Raw genomic sequence first — 17,709 nt, 5'->3', positions numbered from 1 at the left:
TTGCTCTGCGAGGGATCGGTCGGGATCACCCTCGACGTGACGTAGGGTCGCCGCTAAGATATCCCGTGGACAGACATTCTGTCTACCTTGAATAATTTTTGTAAAGCTCAGGTGCACGATGACGACACGAACAGCGACCGACGACACGGCATCCGCGCTCGCCGACGCCGCCGCACGACAGACCTACGAGACCGCCGACGAGGTGCTGCGGCTGTACCAGCCCGTCATGCGCGCGCTCGCCACGGCCGCCGGCCCTTCGGTCGAAGTCGTGCTGCACAACCTCGACGGAAGCGACGTCGACCTGGACCACACGATCATGGCGATCGAGAACGGCCACGTCACCGGCCGCGCGGTCGGCGGCCCCTCCACCTCACTCGGCCTGGACGTGCTCAAGGACAGGCAGCGCAACCACGACGCGTTCGGCTACCGCGCCGTCACCAGCGACGGCCGCGAACTGCGCAGCTCATCGATCTACTTCCACAATGCCGCAGGCGACATCATCGCCTCGCTGTGCATCAACGTCGACCTGAGCCCGCTCCAGCAGGCGCGCAACATGATCGAAGCTCTGCTGCCGGTCCCGCCGGTGGGCGCCGAGGAGGCCCCGCAGGAGCACTTCGGCTCCGACCTGCTCTCGGTGATGGATCAGATGATCTCCGAGGCCATCGCCGAGATCGGCCGGCCCGTCGAGCAGATGTCCCGAGACGACAAGATCGCCGTGCTGGAGAAGCTCGAGAAGCGCGGAGTGACGCAGATGCGCAAATCGATCGAGACCATCGCGAAGCGCCTGCACGTGTCGCGGGTGACCGCGTACGCCTACCTCGACGAGGCGAGGAGCTGATGGCCGACATCGCCGCCCGGCTCGCATTCGTCGACGCGCGACTGGCCTACGAGATCGACGTGGTGGCCGCCTCGCGCGCGGTCGCCGCGGGTTCCGCCGTGCTCGTCGACACGCGCCGGCAGGAGTCGTGGGACCACGGGCACATCGCCGGAGCGCTGCATCTTCCGGCATCCGCTCTCGCCACCGGACTCGACGACCTGCCCCGCGACCGCACGCTGATCGTGTACGGGTGGGGACCCGGATGCAATGGCGCGACCGCCACCGCCCGCATCCTGCTGGCAGCGGGGCTGGACACCCGGGAACTGCTCGGCGGCTACGAGTACTGGGTGCGCAACGGCTTCGCGACTGAATCGGGAGGCGTCATCGCGCATCGCACGCCGGATCCGCTGGTCACCGCTGAGCCCTGAGGCGCCGAGCCCCCTCAGGGCCGGCGCGGCCCCTGTCCATCGACGCGGCCCCTGCTGAGCTGCACAACTCAGCAGGGGCCGCGTCGCCCTGAAGGGGCGAGAACGCCCCCCCACGGGCGGATGCTACTTCTGCAGCCAGTCGAGCTGGTCGGCGTACTCGGAGATCCACGTGTCCACGGCATCCGCGGACTTGTCCTTGTACTCGTCGGAGGTGACCAGCCCCTCCAGTGCGCCGTACTGCTCGTCGGTCAGCTTGATCTTCTTGATGAACGCGGCGACGTCGGCATCCTTCTCGCTGAAGCCCTTCGTGCCGAGGAAGTGCAGGCCCTCGGGCTGGCCCATGGCGCCCTTCGGATCCTTCAGGTCCTTCACGGGGAAGGCGCTGTTGGCCCAGAACGGACGCCACAGCGTGACGACGATGTCCTTCTTGGCGTCGGTCGCCTTCTTCAGCTCGGCCAGCATCGCGGCGGTCGACGAGGTGACCAGGTCGTACTCGTCGGTCAGGCCGTACTCCGGGAGCATCTTCGTCTGCGTCTGCTTGGTCAGCCCCGCGCCGGGCTCGATGCCGATGATCTTGCCGTCGAACATGTCGGCGTTGCCCTTGAGGTCCTCGATCGAGTCGATCTCGGTGTACTCCGGCACGGCGATCGTGAGCTTGGCGTTGTCGTAGTACTTGCCCAGGTCCTCGATCTTGTCGCCGAACTTGTCCATGTAGGACTTGTGCGTGACCTCGGGCCACGCCGACGGGTAGATGTCCACGTCGCCCTTGGCGAGGCCGGTGTACAGCGGGCCCGCGTCGGTGAGGGTGTTCATCTTGACCGTGTAGCCCATCTTCTCCAGCTGGTCCTGCAGCAGGTAGGCGGTGCTCAGTCCGTCGGTCCAGCCGGGCAGGAACCCCAGCGTGATGGTGCCCTTGTCGTTGCCGGCGGGCTTGTCGCCGGCGGCGTCGCTCGTGCCGCTCGCGCAGCCGACCAGGGTGAGGGCCGCCACGGTGGTCAGGGCCAGGACGCCGGTGAGGTGTCGCTTCTTCATGAGTTTCCTTCCGTCATGCATGATGTCGTGCGTTCCGTATGTGATTGCGATGGTGAAGAGGTGGATCAGGGAGTGGCGCGGCGGGGTCCCGCCGCGACGAGCTCGGATGCCTCGGATGCCGCGCCCTCGGCATCCGCCCTGCGCTTCTCCTGGCGGGCGCGCTCCAGCAGGCCCAGCAGGGAGGTCGGGGACGGCTGGGCGAGGGCCGCCGTGCAGCGGTCGAGGAACACGGCGATGAGCACGATGCCCAGGCCCGACTCGACGCCCATCGGCACGTCCATCGACGAGATGCCCTGCACGACCATCTTGCCCAGGCCGTCGGCACCCGCCATTCCGGCGATGACCGCCATCGACAGCGCCAGCATGATCAGCTGGTTGATGCCGGCCATGATGGTCGGCAGCGCCAGCGGCAGCTGCACGCCGCGCAGGATCTGCGAGGGCGTGGCGCCGAAGGCCTGCGCGGCCTCGACGGTCTCGCCGTCCACACCGCGGATGCCGAGCTCGGTCAGCCGCACGCCCGGAGGAAGCGCGAAGATCACGGTGGCGAAGATGCCGGGCACCACGCCGATGCCGAAGAACATGATCGCGGGGATCAGGTAGACGAACGCCGGCATGGTCTGCATGAAGTCGAGCACCGGCTTCAGCGCCGCGCGCACCGCGTCGTTGCGTGCCGACCAGATGCCCAGGGGCACGGCGATCAGCACCGCGATGATGGCGGCGACCAGCACCAGCGCCAGGGTCTGCATGGCCGGGGTCCACAGGTCCAGCCCCACGATGAGGATGAACGACAGGGCCGTCCCGAGTGCCAGCTTCCACGACCGCAGCAGCCACGCGATCAACGCGAACACGGCGATCAGCACCGGGATCGGAGTCTGGATGAGCGCCGTCGACAGTCCGTCGACCAGCGCGCCGATCACCGTGGAGAGGAACGTGAAGAACCACTCCAGATTGTTCAGCAGCCAGTTCAGTCCTTCGTCCACCCACTCACCGAGCGGAATCCGGAATCCTTCCATCAACGCACCTCCTCTGCCAGGATCTGATCGATCTCCGTGGTGGGCATCGGCTGCACCGGAATGGTCAGCTCGCCCGTGGCCCCCGCTCCGGGGCCGAGCGCGGCCAGCAGCGTGACGCGCGGGATCACGCCGACCAGGCGCCCCTCCGCATCCGTCACAGCCAGCGGCAGCGGCGACTCGACAGACGGGATGAACAGATTCATCAGCACCTCGTTCTCGTCGACCGTCTGCGGTACGGGTTTGAGGATGCCGGAGAGCGACGATCCGCCCGTGCGGACCAGCTTCACCGCATCCCGGTCGGTGACGATTCCGACCAGCCTGCGGTCGCGACCGACCACGTATGCGGCCGACATGTAGGCGTCGCGCATCTGGCGCAGCGCGGTGCGCGGGCCGGCGGTGTCGGGGACGACCGGGCGGGCCGGCTCCATGACGTTGGCGGCCGTGAGCACGCGGGCGCGGTCGACGTCCTGCACGAACTGCTCGACGTAGTCGTTGGCGGGGTCGGTGAGGATGTCTTCGGGTGTGCCGATCTGCACGATGCGACCGTCGCGCATCACGGCGATGCGGTCGCCGAGGAACATGGCCTCGTTGAGGTCGTGCGTGATGAACACGATGGTCTTCTGCAGCTTGGACTGCAGCTCGACCAGCTGCTCCTGCATCTCGCGGCGGATCAGCGGGTCCAGGGCGCTGAACGCCTCGTCCATGAGCAGGATCTCGGTGTCGGCGGCCAGGGCGCGGGCGATGCCGACACGCTGCTGCATGCCGCCGGAGAGCTCACTGGGCAGCTTTTCGCCCCAGCCGCTCAGGCCCACCAGCGAGAGGATCTCCTCGGCGCGGGCCAGGCGCTCGGTCTTGCCGACGCCCTGCAGCTCGAGCGGGTAGGCGACGTTGGCGGCCACCGTGCGGTGCGGCAGCAGCGCGAAGTGCTGGAACACCATCGAGATCCGCTCACGGCGGATCTGCCGGAGTGCGGCCGGGTGCGCCTTGGCGATGTCGTCGCCGCCGACGATGACCTCGCCGTCGGTGATCTCGTGCAGGCCGTTGAGCATGCGGATGATGGTGGACTTGCCGGAGCCGGACAGCCCCATGATCACGAAGATCTCACCGCGGTTCACGGCGAAGCTCGCGTCGATCACGGCAGCGGTGCCGGCATCCAGCACATCGGTTCGGGTCTCGCCGGCCTTCAGACGCTTGACCGCATGCTGCGGACTGCGACCGAAGACCTTGTAAAGATGGTGCGCTTCAAGAGCGATCTCGGACACGTTTCCCCCGGCGGACTCGCCCGCTTCCAGGGTTGTGGCGAGTCTGCTTCGGTAACGCCCGGGTGATGGTCACAGGGCCGTTTCGACAATCGCTGTACTGGCGGCGCGGACGGGGATTTCGGACCCCCGCAAAGAGCATCGACCGTACGCCCGCGCCTCTTCGTGTACAGCTCAGGTCGAAAGAAGGACGCGGCCGCGGACTGGTGTTGTGACCCCCAGGTCACCCGTCTACGCTAACGAATGGCTGATCCGGTGGCAAATCGCTGTTCAGGAATCTTCCTCTCACCGGGGATTAAGGGCGTGTCGGAATCGGACAGCGCCCTCCTCAGCCGCGCCGGATGCTGCGCGTGACGGTGAACTTCGGAGTGCGGACGGACTGCTCGGTGACGCCGACGTCGCGGGTCAGCGCGCGGCGGTGATCGAGGTGCGAGTTGAACACCGTCCACACCTCGCCGCCGGGTCGGGTGAGACGTGCGGCAGCCTGGATCAGCCGCCGCCCGGCTCCCTCGTGCACGCTCGCGCCGAGGTGGAACGGCGGGTTCAGCAGGATGAGGTCGAACCCGCCTTCCGGGAGTTCGGATCCCGCATCGTCGAGGGTGACATCGACGCGACCTTCGAGGCCGTTCGCCCGCATGGTGGCGCGAGCGGAGCGGACGGCGGATGCGGAGCGGTCCGTGGCAGTGACAATCGCGTGCGGATGGGTCAGGGCGAACGCCGCCGCGAGTGCCCCGGTGCCGCAGCCGAGATCGACGACGCGAGGCTCGAGCACGGGGAGGGAGAGCCGCCGCACGGCATCCAGCAGCACCCGCGTGCCGATGTCCAGCCGCGCGCCCGCGAACGCCCCGCCGAACGCGCACAGCGTGAGCCCGTCGTGGGTCCGGCTGGCGGGGAACGGCGGTTCTTCCGGCACAGCAAGGGGCTCGGATGCCCGGATCAGGCGAGACTTCCGCTCCGCGCGCTGCGGCTGCACCGAGCCGAACGACCGTGCCAGCACCTCGTTCTGCGCGAGGGTCATGTGCTTGACGCGCCCGCCGGCGATGAGGGTCACGTCGGGCATGGCCCAGCGGGCCACGGCATCCGCGATCTCCTCCAGCTCGGCGAGCGCCTTCGGCAGCTGCAGCAGCACCAGCCGGGCGCCCTGCAGCAGGGTCGGGTCGAGTTCGTGAGCGGTGAACGCGGTGTCGGATCCCGGATGCGCTTCGGCATGCGCGGCGTGTCCTGGCTCGACACGCCGCACCGGCTCACCGGCATCCGTGATCCGATACGCGAGACCGAGCGCGACGGTGTTGTTCGCCAGAGCCCGCCGGCCGGTCACCAGGTCCTGATGCACCCGGATGCCGGTCAGCCCGGCATCCGCCAGCGCCAGCGTGATGGCGCCGTACTCGTCGCCGATGACCGCGATCTGCTCACCCGGGATGCCGCTCTCGAGCGCCCACCGCACGAGCAGCTCGTCGGTGGCATCCCACGCCTGCAGGTTCGGCGCCTCGACGTCGGGGAACCGACGCAGGGCGCTGAAGTCGAAGGGCACCCGCTCACTGTACCCAGCACCGGATAGCGTGAGCGCATGACCTCGACGCTGACGCTCGACACGCGCACGCTCCCCACGGCGCAGGTCGGTGCGCCCAACACCCTGCCGGCCGTCGCGAGCATGCCACAGGCTCCGTACGAGGCATCCACCGAGGGGCTGCCGGTCGACATCGCCGCGAACATCGCGTACGGGCAGGTCGCCAGCATCCATCCCTACCTGCTGCAGGACCAGTACGGCCGCGAGCGCAGCCCGGAGAAGATGAAGCTCGCCGTGCTGGAGAACGAGCACCTGCGGGCGGAGTTCGCACTCGGCCTGGGAGGGCGGCTCGTGCGGCTGTTCGACAAGAGCGCGAACCGCGAGCTCGTCTATCGCAATGACATCTTCCAGCCGGCGAACCTCGCGCTGCGGGGCGCCTGGTTCTCGGGCGGCGCGGAGTGGAACATCGGCATGCGCGGGCACTGGCCGCTCACCTGCGCGCCGCTGTATGCGGCAGCGGTCACCGCTCCCGACGGCGAGCCCGTGCTGCGCATGTGGGAGTACGAGCGGATCCGCGGGCTGATCGTACAGCTCGATGCCACCCTTGAAGCCGACGCCCTGCACGTGCAGGTGCGGGTGCGCAACCCGCATCCGCACGAGACCGGCATGTATTGGTGGACCAACATCGCCGTCGCGCAGACCCCGGGCTCCCGGGTGTTCACAGCCGCATCGCATGCCTACCGCACCGGGTACGACGGGCGGCTGACGCTGACTGATCTGGATGCCGGCGACGTGTCGTATCCGGCATCCGCACCGACCGCGGCGGACTGGTTCCACGATCTTCCTTCGGATCGGATGCCGTGGATCGCCGCGCTCGATGCCCACGGCGACGGGCTCGCACACGTGTCGACCCGCGAGTTGAAGGGTCGCAAGCTGTTCGTCTGGGGTTCGGGAGCCGGCGCGCGGCACTGGGCGGACTGGCTGGGCGGGTCGTACTTCGAGATTCAGGCGGGGCTGACGACCACGCAGTACGAGCACCTGCCGATGCCAGGCGGCGCGACGTGGGAGTGGCAGGAGGCGTTCCTGCCCGTGCACGTGGAGGACCCCTCTGGTGCTTATGCCGACGCCCGGGAGCGGGTCGGCGAGGTGGTGTCGAAGGCATCGCCGGAGTGCGAGCGGCTGACCGCCGTCGCCGACGTCGCGCCGTCGCGGATGCTGCAGACCGGGTCACCGTGGGGGGCGCTGGAACAGGTGCTGGCAGCGCGGTACGGTTCGGCCTTCGAGGGACTGCCGGGCGTGCGATTCGATGCGGATGCCGGTGAGGACGCCGCGTACTGGCGTGAGCTGCTGGGCCTCGGGGCCGCCGTTCCGGATGCGCTGCCGCGTTCGTACGTGGCCGGAGAGCTGTGGGATCGGCTGCTGGCTGAGGCGCCGGAGAGCCCGCTCACGCACTATCACCGTGGCGTGATCTCGCATGCGCGGGGCGACCTTCGTGCGGCGATGACAGGATACGAGTCGTCGCTGCGGATGGACGAGTCGGCATGGGCACGGCGCGCGCTCGGGCTGGCGAAGATCGCATCGGGGGAGACGGATGCCGGCATCGCCGACCTCGCGGCTGCGTTCGCCCTGACGCCCGAGACGGGCTCGACCACGTCGGTGTTCGCACCGCTGGCGCTGGAGCTCGGCGAAGCCCTGCTGGCCGCCGGACATCCGGACGAGGTCCGCGCACTGGTCGCCACCCTGCCCGACGGTGTCAGAGCGCGAGGACGCTTCCGTGTGCTCGAGGTGCGGGCGGCGCTGGCATCCGGAGACCGCGCCGAGGCCGGACGCCTGCTGGAGCAGGGAGTGGAGGTCCCCGACATCCGCGAGGGCGAGCTGAGCATGTCGGAGCTGTGGCGCCAGGCGTTCCCCGACCGCCCCGTGCCCGCGCAGTACGACTTCACGATGAGCTGAAGCGCGGGCGCCGACGACTGGATGCTCGCGGCCCTGAAAGCCTGGGTCGAGCACGGCATCAACCTGCGCGAGGGCTCCTACGAGGTCCGAGCACCCACGGCGGCGTCAGATCGTGTCGTCGGCGGCGATGATGTCGATGTTCCAGACGCGGGTGCGGACGTCGTCGGGGTTGTCCCTGTCGTGCGCGTCCGCCGCCTCCTTCGAGACGGCGGCCATCCGCTTCATCATCGCCAGGAACTCCGCCTCCGTCAGGCGGATGGTGCCCTGCGAGAACTCCGCGTGCACCTCCGCGGTCCTCCCCGCCATGTAGTCGGGCGTCCACGCCAGCATCCTGCGCACAACGTCGTAATGCTCGTCGATGAGCACCTTCAGCACCGCGTCGCCGAGCGCGGGATCTTCGATGGGGTTCTCGGGTCCGCCGATGTTCACGGCCTCGCGGCTCCCCCGCCACACGCGATCGCGGCGGTCTCGCGCGTGCTCGGGCGCCTCGACGATCAGGCCGGCGTCGGCGAGCGCTCGCAGATGGAAGCTCACCTTGTTCGCCGGCACGTCCAGCAGCTGCGCGATGTCGGCCGCACGCAGGAACCGGTGCTTGGGGAAGAGCCGCAGGATCTGACGTCGCAACGGATGCGTGAACGCCTTGAGCACCGTCGTCGTCGCGGCTGCCGTGGCCCCGGGGTCCGGCTGCGACGCCGCCTCCGCGCGCGATTCCTCCGCCATGCCGTCAGTCTACTCAGGATTAGTTGCGCAATTCCTATTGCGCAACTAATCCTGCGCGAATAGGGTGATCGGCATGACCTCCACGCCTCGACTCTGGCGCCAGGTCCCGTACCTGCTGTGGCTCACGTCCGACACCGGGAAGGGCCTGGCCTCGACGCTGTTCAGCTTCGCGGTTCCGCTGCTCGCGCTTGTGGTCACGGGCGATCCTGCCCAGGCCGGCATCATCGCGGCCGTCGGCACCGTGGTCCGGCTGCTCATGACCCTGGCGGGCGGCGTGCTGGCCGACCGGCACCGTCGCATCGTGATGATGGCCTTCGGCGGCGCGCTCGGCGCCGGCGCGGCGGGCGCCTTCACTGCCGTCGCCCTGTCCGGCCGTATCGACTTCGCGATGCTGCTGACCTTCGAAGTGCTGCTCGCCGCCGTGGGCGGCCTGTTCAACCCGGCGGGCGAGGCCGCGCTGAAAGACATCGTGCCCGAGAGCATGATGGGTCGCGCGCAGGCGGCGAACCAGGGGCGGGATGCGGCCCTGCAGCTCGCCGGCGGTCCGATCGGCGGAATGCTGCTGGCCATCGGCGGATGGCTGATCGGCGCCGCGATGCTCATCGGTTCCGTGATCGCGGCCGTTGCGGGCTGGGCCCTGGGCAGGCGCGTGGGCTGGGGGCGCCCGGAGGTCCCGCGCCGGGAGGCGACGGAGGCGACGGAGGCCACCGATGCCCCAGCTGCTGAGCCCGCGGCATCCGCTCCTCCCGCCGCCCCCGCCAACGCACTCCGCGAACTGCGGGAGGGCGTGGGGTGGCTGTTCCGCCGGCCCGATCTGAGCACCGGAACCGTTGTGGCGACCGTGATCAACCTCGGCCTGAATGCGGGGATCACCACGATGATCTACGCCGTGCTGCAGGCCGGGCACTCCGAGGCGACGATCGGCTGGATGATGGCCGCCTCCGGTGCGTCGATGCTCGTCGGCGCCCTGCTGGCACCGACTCTCGTGCCGCGCATCGGAGCCGGGATGCTGATGGTCCTGGGCCTCGTCACCTGCACGACCGCCATAGCCGGGGGCGTGTTCGTCCAGACGCCCTGGGGCATCGCACTCCTGGTCAGCGGAGCGGTCTTCCTGCTCCCGGCACTGAATGCGGCCTTCAGCGGATACACGATGGTGGCCACCCCGACGGCGCTGATCGGGCGGGTGAACAGCGTCGGCAACGTGCTGAGCATGGGCGCCATGCCCCTCTCGCCGCTCGTGGCCGGCTTCGGGCTTGCGTGGGCCGGGCGCTCATCGACCCTTCTGCTCTGCCTGGTGCTCTGCACGGTGGCGCTGGTGATGGCGCTGCTCAGTCGGCCGCTGCGATCCATTCCCGCGGAGTCCCGATGGGCCGAGCACGCCCGCCAGTACGACGAGCGCGTGGCGGTCACTGCGGCCTGACCGGCGCCCATCTCGGAGGAGTCGGGCTGGATGGAAAACGCCGGCCTGGATGCCCGGGAAGCGGCGTTTTCCATCCAGGCCGACGCTTCGACGGGCTCGGCGACCCGGAGATGAGGCCCAGATCGTCCTGCGGACTCAGCGCAGCGGGTCGAAGGGCTTGATGGCGGGGTCGACCCGACCTGTGGTGATCTGCTCGGCGAGCAGCTTGCCGGTGGCGGGGCCGAGCACGATGCCCCACATGCCGTGGCCGCCGGCCACGTACACGTTCGGTGCTCGGGTCACCCCGACCAGCGGCAGGCCGTCAGGCGTCACGGGGCGCGAGCCCATCCACTCGTCCTCGCGCTGCTCGAAGTCGATGCCCTGGAACACCTGGCGCGCCTGGGCGATGATCGCCTGGATGCGGCGCGGCTGGAACGGCTCGTCGGGTCCGCGGAACTCCATGGTTCCGGCGATGCGGAAGCGGCCCTGGTACGGGGTGCACGCGATGCGCTCGGTCGGGAAGTACACCGGGTGCTCCTGCGGCTGGGGCGTGGCGACCGTGAACGAGTAGCCGCGTCCGGCCTGCACGCGGGTGCGCACGCCGAGTTTGCGGGCGAGCTTCGGCAGCCAGGCGCCGGTGGCGATGACGACCGAGTCGGCCACCAGGTGCTCGCCGTTGGACAGGGTCACGACGGGGCGTCGGGTGGAGGACACGTCGGTGACCTCGAGACCGGTCAGCAGCTGGGCGCCGCGCTCGACGACGGCCTCGCCGAGCGCCTCGACGAACGGTGCGGGCTCGAAGAAGCGCTGGTTCTTCAGCTGGTACACGTGCTCGACGGAGTCCGCGAGCACCGGCGCGAGCTCGCGCGGGTTCTCCAGGCGCTCGAACGGCACCTCCTGCCCGTGCCGGGCGACGCCCTCGACCTCGTGCAGGAAGCCCTTGATGTGCTCCTCCTTCTGGAAGCCGATCACGAACGGGCCCTCGCGGGTCCACGACTTCACGCCGCCGTCGATCAGCTCGTCGTAGGAGTCCAGCGCCATCTTGTCGATGGGGGTGAGCGCGGCCATGGTGCGGTCCCACGCCCTGTTGGTGCCGTGCGAGGCGAACTGCGCCAGGAACGTCCACAGGCCCGGGTCCACACGGAAGGGCACGTGCAGCGCGGCATCCGGGTCGATCAGCGCGCTCGGCCCGTACGTCCACAGGCTGGTGTCGGCCAGCGGGATCGCCTGGCCGGGGGTGAGCCATCCGGCGTTGCCCCACGACGAGCCGGCGGCCACGCCGACCTTGTCGATGACCGTCACCTCGACCCCGCGCTCCTGCAGGTGCCATGCCGTTGCGAGACCGACCATTCCGGCCCCGACGACGATCGTGCGCGTCATTGCGTCCTCCTGAAAGACACCGGGGCATGACAAAGCCCCGCTCACTCCCGATTATGCGGATCTCGAGCGCATCATGGACTCAACTCGAAAGATCCTGCGTAGGATGGGCATCCGTACCGCAGATTCTTTCGTTCGAACAGGAAAGCGAGCATGTCAGCATCCGATTCTTCGACCTCGCGCCGTGCGGCGATGGCGGATGCCGGACTGGATGCCACAGATCGCATCATCATCTCCGAGCTGAGCCGCAACGGCAGGCTCTCCAACACCGAGCTCGCGGCGCGCGCCGGCATCGCCGAGTCGACGTGCCTGAAGCGGGTCCGGGCGCTGCAGGCGAACGGGGTGATCGTGGGCTTCCACGCCGAGATCTCCCCCGCCGCGATCGGGCTGCACCTGGAGGCGCTGATCACCATCCGGCTGCATGCGCACGCCCGCGGTGATCTGCGCAGGTTCCAGGCCTACGTCGAGGATCTGCCCGCCACGCAGCGGGTGTACTTCCTCGCCGGCGACCGCGACTTCCTGGTGCACGTGGCGGTGCCGGATGCCGCAGCTCTGCGCGAGCTGGTGTCGGACACGCTCAGCCTGCGCCCCGAGGTGGCATCCACCTCGACGAGCCTGATCTTCGCCCAGGCCGCCGGGTCTCGCGGGCTCTGACCCCACCTGTGCCGGCTCACTCACGACGGCGTCGCTCACGACGGCGGCGAAAGCAGGTCACGGGGCGAAGGGAGTCACCCCGCGATGCGGAGCTCGAACCCGGCATCCGTCAGCGCTGCGCGTGCAGGGAGCGGGGCGGCGGCATCCGTGATCACCGTGGGGAAGAGCTCCGCGCCGCCGACGTGGGCGAAGGCCGCCTGACCGAGCTTGGACGCGTCGGCCACGATCACGGCGCGCGTCGCGCGCTGGGCCATCAGGCGGTTCACCTCCGCCTCAGCCTCATCGTGCGTGGTGGCCCCGTCGTCCGCGGAGAGGCCGTTGACGCCGATGAAGGCGATGTCCAACCGGATGCCTGCCAGCAGCTGCTGCACGAATGGGCCGATCAGCTCGAAGCTGCGCGAGTGGATCACGCCCCCGGTGACGACGACCTTGAACTCCGGGCGCATCGCCAGCTGCGCGGCGATGTTCACGGCGTTGGTCACGACGGTGATCCCCACGGCGGCCAGGTCGTCACGGGCGGCGAGCGCCGCGGCGATGGCGGTCGTGGTGGTGCCGCCGGACAGTCCGACGATGTCGCCCGGGGCGACGAGGGATGCCGCCGCCGCGGCGATCTGCTCCTTCGCGCCGGCGCCGAGGCGACTCCGGTACTTGATCGGCAGCTCGTAGGCCACGGACTGCGCGACCGCACCCCCGTGCGTGCGGGTCAGCAACCGGCGCTCGGCAAGGCTGTCCAGATCACGACGTGTGGTCGCTGCGGATGCTCCGAAGCGCTCCACGAGCTGCTCCACCGACACCTCGCCCTGCTCGGCCAGCAGGTCGAGGATGGCGGTCATCCGCGCCGCGCGGTTCATCGCGCCTCGCCCGAGGCCAGGGCGAACAGGCGCAGCATCCGAGCGGCCTCCTCCGCCACCGCCTCGCGCGCCGGGGCGACGTACTTGCGCGAGTCGACGAGCGCCTCGTCCGAGGCGAGCGTCTCGCGGATCGCACGGGTGAAGAAGCCGTTCAGGTGCGTGGAGACGTTGATCTTGGTCATGCCGGCGCGCACGGCCTGCACGATCACGTCATCGGCGACGCCGGAGGATCCGTGCAGCACCAGCGGCACGTCTCCGCCGCTGCGCCCGATGCCGCGCAGCGCAGCCCTCAGCCGTGCGATCAGGTCGATGTCGAGGGATGCCGAGCGGTCCAGCATCGCGTGCGAGGATCCCACCGCAACGGCCAGCGCATCCACGCCGGTGGCCTCGACGAAGGCACGCGCCTCGTCGGGGTCGGTGCGGACCCCGGGCGCGTGCGCGCCGTCCTTGCCGCCGACCTCTCCGAGCTCGGCCTCGACGAAGACCCCGGCTGCACGGGCTCGGGCGGCGACCCCGGCGGTGAGCTCGACGTTCTGCTCGTAGTCGAGCCTGCCGCCGTCGAACATCACCGACCCGAAGCCCAGCTCGATGGCCTCGTCGACCAGCTCGGGCCGCTCGGCGTGGTCCAGGTGCACGGCGACGGGTGTGGCCGCGCGGCGCGCGATGGCCAGACTCGCCCGGCCGATCGGCTCCAGGCCGCCGTGGTAGTCGGCGCAGTTCTGCGAGATCTGCAGGATCACCGGCAGCTGCGCCCGCTCGGATGCCCGGACCAGCGCCTCGGCGGTCTCGAGGTGGATCACGTTGAACGCGCCGATCCCGGTGCCGGCGGATGCGGCGGCGCGGACGAGATCGCGTGCGGAGACGAGGGTCATCGGGACTCCTTCGGGTCGACGGAGGTGCTCGGGCAAGGGGTGACGCGGGTCACGGTGAGAGCGGATTCGAGAGCGGGCCAGGTGGGGTGGATGTCGCCTGCGAGCGGCATGAGCACGGCCGCGGCCGACCACGCCGTCGCGCGGCGCAGGATGCGCTCGGGGTCGCGGATGCCCGCACCCATCAGCACGGCGCAGGCGGCCACCCCGGCGTCGCCGGCCCCGGTCGGGTTGCCCGCCAGCGGGGTGTCCAGGCGCGCCTGGAGGACGTCCACGGCGGGACGGCTTCCGGCATAGGTCCCGTTCCCGGCATCCGTCCCGTTCCCGGCATCCGAACGGCCCCCGACACTCGGACGCGGCCCGGCATCCGTCCCGCCCCCGGCATCCGATTCATCCGGGCGATCCACTCTTGGGGCCGACACGCCAGATTTAGGCCGTTCCCCGCGAATCGGGCCGACATCTGGCGTGTCGGCCCCCGATCTGTCAGCAGCCGAGACGGCCAGCATCCCGTCCTTGCCCAGCGACAGCAGCACGAGGTCGGCGCCGCGGCGCAACAGCTCGCGGGCGCCGTCGATGGGATCGTCCAGTCCGGTGGCGTCGCGCAACTCGTGCTCGTTGGGCTTGAGCACAGATGCTCCGGCATCCGCCGCCACGAGCAGAGCCGGCCCCGAGGTGTCGGCGATCACCGTGGCGCCGGCATCGCGGCCGATGCGGATGAGTGCCGGCAGCAGGTCGTCCGGGGTTCCCGGCGGGAAGCTGCCCGAGATCACCAGCACGTCGGCGGCGCCCGTGGGCGCCTCGGCGACGGCATCCGTTCGTTGCACTTCGGAGGCCGACACGCCAGAATCAGGACGTTTCCCGCGAATCGGGCCGACACCTGGCGTGTCGGCCCCCAATCCGTGACCAGCGGCGAGCGCCTCGGCGACGGCATCCTTCAACGCCGCCCACTCCTCGACCGTCGGCGCGACACCGCGCTCGTTGACGATGGTGGTGTCGCCCTCGGCCTCGTCGACCAGTGCGATGCTTCGGCGGGTGGCCGCGGCCACCGGCACCAGCACGTGCGGAACGCCAGATGCCTGCAACTCCGCCGCGAACTCCGCGCCGGTCGCCCCGCCTGTCGTGGTCACGGCGACGACCGCGGCGCCCTGCGCGTGCGCGATCCGCGCCACGTTCAGGCCCTTGCCCCCGGCGCGCGCCCTACCCGCATCCGCTCGATGCACGCCGCCGAGCGTCAGCGATGCGACGTGCCAGGTCAGGTCCACGGCGGGGTTCGCGGTGACGGTGACGATCATGCCGCGGCCTCCCGTGCGCGCAGCGCCGACCCGAGGATGCCGGCGTTTCCGGACAGCTCGGCGGGGACCAGCGCGGGGATGCGATGGAAGCTCAGCCGGTCGGCCAGGCGGTGGCGCAGCTCGTCGAACAGGGCGCCGCCCGCCCGCGACAGCCCGCCCCCGATGACCACCGCATCCGGGGCCATCACGGCGGTCAGCTGCGCGATGGACATGGTCAGCGCATCCAGCGCCTCGTTCCAGATGCGAGCCGCGATCTCGTCACCAGTGGAGGCCAGGGCGATGACCTCGCGCGCGCCATCCACGTCCGTGCCGGTGGCCTCGGCGTATCGGCGCGAGATCGCACCGGCCGACGCCCGCGCCTCCAGGCATCCGCGGGCCCCGCACGGGCACGGCCACTCCCCGATCGGCGAGTGGCCGATCTCGCCCGCATAGCCGCCGGCGGTGTACGGATGCCCGCCCACCAGCAGCGCGCCGGCGATGCCGGTGCCGATCACCAGCACGACGGCGTTGGCGTAGTCGCGGGCTCCGCCCAGCACGCGCTCCGCCCAGCTGGCTGACCGCACGTCGTGGTCGAACGCGACGGGCAGGCCGAACTCCGCGCGCATCAGGTCCCGGATGGGCGCGTTGCGCCAGCCGAGATTGCTGCTGAACACGCCGATGCCGTTCTCCGAGTCCACGATGCCGGGCACGACGAGTCCGACGCCTTCCGGCACGATCTCCGGATGCTGCTCCTGCAGCTCCGCGGCCAGCTCCGCCAGCCGCGAGATCAGCGAGCCCGCCGGGTCGTCCCCGCCCACCGGGGTGGGCGTGCGCCGCAACCCGACCGCAGTACCCGAGGCGTCGAACAGCGCCGACTTGATGTCGGTGCCGCCCACGTCGAACGCCAGCACCGGCACGCCGCGGCCGATGCTCACCACCGGCGCCAGCCGTTCGCCTGCGGCGTCGGTGACGACGTCGGGGATCCTGTCGGGATGTGTCATGGCATCCGCCTTCCGATGTCGGAATCCTCAGTCGTCGAGGATGACCGAGCGGGTGAGGTTGCGCGGCAGGTCGGGGTCGAGCCCGCGCGCGACGGCCCGGTCGAGGGCGACGCGGTGGACGCGCACCAGCTCTGCCAGCGGGTCGATCGGATGCTGCACGAAACGCGCCCCGGTGGCCTCGACCTGCGCCCGCAGGCCCTCGGGTGCCGCGCCGAACTGCCAGGTGATGCGGCCGGGCGCGGCGATGGCGATCGGGCCGTGGCGGTACTCCATGGAGCTGTACGACTCGGTCCACGACTGCGAGGACTCGCGCATCTTCAGCCCTGCCTCGTTGGCGAGGCCGAAGGTCCATCCCATGCCCAGGAAGCTGTACTGCTCGGCCTCGGTCAGTGCGACGTCGTCGGACGCCTGGCCGTCGAGCACGTTCTGCGCATCGGCGATGGCCGCCGTGACATCCTCATCGAGCGAGACGCGGAACAGGGTGAGCGCCGTGGTGGCGAAGCGAGTCTGCACCACGGACTGCTCATCGGCGAACGGCAGAGCGATGACGGTGTCGGCCAGGTCCACCAGCGGGGAGGCGTCGTCGCCGAGAACCGCGATGACGGGTGTCCTGCGCTTCAGGCGCTCGGTCAGCTCGAGCACCTCGGTGGTGGTGCCGGATCGGGTCAGCGCGACGACCGCATCGTAGTCGCGGCCGAACGGGAACTCGGATGCCGTGAACGCGTCGGTCTCGCCGTGGCCGGCGCCCTCGCGCAGCGCGGCGTAGGACTGCGCCATGAACCATGAGGTGCCGCATCCGACGACGGCGATGCGGGCGCCGGATGCCGGCAGCTGCGCCTGCTCGGCGCGCATGTCGGCTGCGCGCGCCCAGGTCTCCGGCTGCGAGGTGAGCTCCGCGCGCATGTGCGCGCCGGCGGCGTTGGTCATGTCCGACTCCTGAGGATGCAAGTTTGTGAGCGTTTACTGCACGTAACACTCACATTATGGCATTCGTCGGTGAGATCTGTCGAGCGTCGATCTGAGCATCTCCGCAGAGATGCACAACTTCGCAGGCGGAACGCGATCCGGATGCGAAGTTGTGCAGAACTGCGAAGTCACGGATGCCGCGACACGCACCCGAGCCCGCGCGGCGGGCTCAGCGCCCCTCGGCAGCCTCGGTGTGGTGGCGGATGACTTCGGCGACGACGAAGTTGAACCACTTCTCGGCGAACTCGGGGTCCAGGTGCGCATCCTCGGCCAGTGCGCGCAGGCGCGCGATCTGCTGCTCCTCGCGCTGCGGGTCGGAGGCCGGCATCGCGTGCGCGGCCTTCAGATGGCCGACCTGCTGCGTGGCGCGGAACCGCTCGGCGAGGATGTAGACCAGCGAGGCGTCGAAGTTGTCGATGCTGGCTCGCAGGCGCAGCAGCTCGGCGCGGGCTTCCTCGTCGTTCATCGGTCCTCCTCGTGCATCCCGGACAGTTCGACGATAGTCGGCATCCGTCGTCGGCATCACGCGGATTGCGGGGCCACCCGGTCGGTGCTCATCGCGCAAAGCGCGGTGAGCCGTCGCGCAGACCCG

The 17,709-nt window shown here is 70.0% G+C and carries 17 protein-coding genes; 5 read left to right on the top strand and 12 right to left on the bottom strand.

Going from position 1 to position 17,709, the window contains the following annotated elements; genetic code table 11:
* The first annotated feature begins 118 nt into the window (after positions 1-118).
* Positions 119-838, top strand: a complete 720-nt coding sequence (locus tag WA967_RS01100; RefSeq protein WP_424419063.1) for a helix-turn-helix transcriptional regulator — start codon at positions 119-121, stop codon at positions 836-838.
* On the top strand, positions 838-1,245 hold the full coding sequence (locus WA967_RS01095; protein ID WP_424419062.1) for a rhodanese-like domain-containing protein: 408 nt from the start codon (positions 838-840) through the stop codon (positions 1,243-1,245). The genes WA967_RS01100 and WA967_RS01095 overlap by 1 nt, the downstream gene beginning before the upstream one ends.
* A gap of 123 nt (positions 1,246-1,368) precedes the next feature.
* Here the strand turns inward: WA967_RS01095 and WA967_RS01090 are convergent, their stop codons facing one another.
* From WA967_RS01090 to WA967_RS01075, 4 genes are all read right to left on the bottom strand, one after another.
* Complete coding sequence (locus WA967_RS01090; protein WP_424419061.1) at positions 1,369-2,277, bottom strand: glycine betaine ABC transporter substrate-binding protein; 909 nt, start codon at positions 2,275-2,277, stop codon at positions 1,369-1,371.
* Between the two features lie 65 nt (positions 2,278-2,342).
* Positions 2,343-3,290 carry an ABC transporter permease gene (locus tag WA967_RS01085; RefSeq protein ID WP_424419098.1) on the bottom strand — a complete coding sequence of 316 codons (948 nt, stop codon included), beginning with the start codon at positions 3,288-3,290 and terminating at the stop codon, positions 2,343-2,345.
* Positions 3,290-4,552: a quaternary amine ABC transporter ATP-binding protein gene (locus WA967_RS01080; protein WP_424419060.1), complete on the bottom strand. Its 1,263-nt coding sequence runs from the start codon at positions 4,550-4,552 to the stop codon at positions 3,290-3,292. The genes WA967_RS01085 and WA967_RS01080 overlap by 1 nt, the downstream gene beginning before the upstream one ends.
* Before the next feature lie 325 nt (positions 4,553-4,877).
* Complete coding sequence (locus WA967_RS01075) at positions 4,878-6,080, bottom strand: class I SAM-dependent methyltransferase (protein WP_424419059.1); 1,203 nt, start codon at positions 6,078-6,080, stop codon at positions 4,878-4,880.
* Positions 6,081-6,116: 36 nt separating this feature from the next.
* Here WA967_RS01075 and WA967_RS01070 point away from each other — a divergent pair, with 36 nt between their 5' ends.
* Positions 6,117-8,009, top strand: coding sequence for a DUF5107 domain-containing protein (locus tag WA967_RS01070; protein ID WP_424419058.1), 1,893 nt, complete (start codon positions 6,117-6,119; stop codon positions 8,007-8,009).
* 105 nt (positions 8,010-8,114) lie between these two features.
* Here WA967_RS01070 and WA967_RS01065 read toward each other — a convergent pair whose 3' ends face one another.
* On the bottom strand, positions 8,115-8,729 hold the full coding sequence (locus WA967_RS01065; RefSeq protein WP_424419057.1) for a winged helix-turn-helix domain-containing protein: 615 nt from the start codon (positions 8,727-8,729) through the stop codon (positions 8,115-8,117).
* 73 nt (positions 8,730-8,802) lie between these two features.
* Between WA967_RS01065 and WA967_RS01060 the strand changes: the two genes are divergently transcribed.
* Positions 8,803-10,149, top strand: coding sequence for an MFS transporter (locus tag WA967_RS01060; protein ID WP_424419056.1), 1,347 nt, complete (start codon positions 8,803-8,805; stop codon positions 10,147-10,149).
* 135 nt (positions 10,150-10,284) lie between these two features.
* On the opposite strand, the gene WA967_RS01055 is transcribed toward WA967_RS01060, so the two are convergent.
* Positions 10,285-11,508 carry an NAD(P)/FAD-dependent oxidoreductase gene (locus WA967_RS01055; protein WP_424419055.1) on the bottom strand — a complete coding sequence of 408 codons (1,224 nt, stop codon included), beginning with the start codon at positions 11,506-11,508 and terminating at the stop codon, positions 10,285-10,287.
* Between the two features lie 150 nt (positions 11,509-11,658).
* Here WA967_RS01055 and WA967_RS01050 point away from each other — a divergent pair, with 150 nt between their 5' ends.
* Positions 11,659-12,159, top strand: a complete 501-nt coding sequence (locus WA967_RS01050; RefSeq protein WP_424419054.1) for an Lrp/AsnC family transcriptional regulator — start codon at positions 11,659-11,661, stop codon at positions 12,157-12,159.
* A 74-nt stretch (positions 12,160-12,233) separates the two neighbouring features.
* Here WA967_RS01050 and WA967_RS01045 read toward each other — a convergent pair whose 3' ends face one another.
* The 6 genes from WA967_RS01045 to WA967_RS01020 form a co-directional block, all read right to left on the bottom strand.
* Positions 12,234-13,010 (bottom strand): DeoR/GlpR family DNA-binding transcription regulator, encoded by a 777-nt coding sequence (locus tag WA967_RS01045; protein WP_424419053.1) that lies wholly within the window; start codon positions 13,008-13,010, stop codon positions 12,234-12,236.
* Positions 13,007-13,882: a class II fructose-bisphosphate aldolase gene (locus tag WA967_RS01040; protein WP_424419052.1), complete on the bottom strand. Its 876-nt coding sequence runs from the start codon at positions 13,880-13,882 to the stop codon at positions 13,007-13,009. The genes WA967_RS01045 and WA967_RS01040 overlap by 4 nt, the downstream gene beginning before the upstream one ends.
* Positions 13,879-15,171, bottom strand: coding sequence for a 1-phosphofructokinase family hexose kinase (locus WA967_RS01035; RefSeq protein ID WP_424419051.1), 1,293 nt, complete (start codon positions 15,169-15,171; stop codon positions 13,879-13,881). Before WA967_RS01035 ends, WA967_RS01040 begins: the two co-directional genes overlap by 4 nt.
* Positions 15,168-16,151: an ROK family protein gene (locus tag WA967_RS01030; RefSeq protein ID WP_424419050.1), complete on the bottom strand. Its 984-nt coding sequence runs from the start codon at positions 16,149-16,151 to the stop codon at positions 15,168-15,170. The genes WA967_RS01035 and WA967_RS01030 overlap by 4 nt, the downstream gene beginning before the upstream one ends.
* Before the next feature lie 27 nt (positions 16,152-16,178).
* Complete coding sequence (locus WA967_RS01025; protein ID WP_424419049.1) at positions 16,179-17,078, bottom strand: SIS domain-containing protein; 900 nt, start codon at positions 17,076-17,078, stop codon at positions 16,179-16,181.
* 208 nt (positions 17,079-17,286) lie between these two features.
* Positions 17,287-17,583, bottom strand: coding sequence for a chorismate mutase (locus WA967_RS01020; protein ID WP_417555755.1), 297 nt, complete (start codon positions 17,581-17,583; stop codon positions 17,287-17,289).
* Positions 17,584-17,709: the final 126 nt, after the last annotated feature.

Origin of the sequence: Microbacterium sp. (genome assembly GCF_049650565.1) — a bacterium.
Taxonomy (GTDB): domain Bacteria; phylum Actinomycetota; class Actinomycetes; order Actinomycetales; family Microbacteriaceae; genus Microbacterium.
The sequence above is the reverse complement of the archived record's forward strand: the minus strand, read 5'-3'. Positions and strand labels throughout refer to the sequence as shown.

What these genes read in the sequence shown, in the direction of transcription:
- WA967_RS01065 (WP_424419057.1), bottom strand. Translation starts at nt 8,729, where the DNA reads ATGGCGGAGGAATCGCGCGCGGAGGCGGCGTCGCAGCCGGACCCCGGG.
- WA967_RS01060 (WP_424419056.1), top strand. Translation starts at nt 8,803, where the DNA reads ATGACCTCCACGCCTCGACTCTGGCGCCAGGTCCCGTACCTGCTGTGG.
- WA967_RS01090 (WP_424419061.1), bottom strand. Translation starts at nt 2,277, where the DNA reads ATGAAGAAGCGACACCTCACCGGCGTCCTGGCCCTGACCACCGTGGCG.
- WA967_RS01055 (WP_424419055.1), bottom strand. Translation starts at nt 11,508, where the DNA reads ATGACGCGCACGATCGTCGTCGGGGCCGGAATGGTCGGTCTCGCAACG.
- WA967_RS01070 (WP_424419058.1), top strand. Translation starts at nt 6,117, where the DNA reads ATGACCTCGACGCTGACGCTCGACACGCGCACGCTCCCCACGGCGCAG.
- WA967_RS01020 (WP_417555755.1), bottom strand. Translation starts at nt 17,583, where the DNA reads ATGAACGACGAGGAAGCCCGCGCCGAGCTGCTGCGCCTGCGAGCCAGC.
- WA967_RS01030 (WP_424419050.1), bottom strand. Translation starts at nt 16,151, where the DNA reads ATGACACATCCCGACAGGATCCCCGACGTCGTCACCGACGCCGCAGGC.
- WA967_RS01085 (WP_424419098.1), bottom strand. Translation starts at nt 3,290, where the DNA reads ATGGAAGGATTCCGGATTCCGCTCGGTGAGTGGGTGGACGAAGGACTG.
- WA967_RS01035 (WP_424419051.1), bottom strand. Translation starts at nt 15,171, where the DNA reads ATGATCGTCACCGTCACCGCGAACCCCGCCGTGGACCTGACCTGGCAC.
- WA967_RS01100 (WP_424419063.1), top strand. Translation starts at nt 119, where the DNA reads ATGACGACACGAACAGCGACCGACGACACGGCATCCGCGCTCGCCGAC.
- WA967_RS01025 (WP_424419049.1), bottom strand. Translation starts at nt 17,078, where the DNA reads ATGACCAACGCCGCCGGCGCGCACATGCGCGCGGAGCTCACCTCGCAG.
- WA967_RS01095 (WP_424419062.1), top strand. Translation starts at nt 838, where the DNA reads ATGGCCGACATCGCCGCCCGGCTCGCATTCGTCGACGCGCGACTGGCC.
- WA967_RS01040 (WP_424419052.1), bottom strand. Translation starts at nt 13,882, where the DNA reads ATGACCCTCGTCTCCGCACGCGATCTCGTCCGCGCCGCCGCATCCGCC.
- WA967_RS01045 (WP_424419053.1), bottom strand. Translation starts at nt 13,010, where the DNA reads ATGAACCGCGCGGCGCGGATGACCGCCATCCTCGACCTGCTGGCCGAG.
- WA967_RS01050 (WP_424419054.1), top strand. Translation starts at nt 11,659, where the DNA reads ATGTCAGCATCCGATTCTTCGACCTCGCGCCGTGCGGCGATGGCGGAT.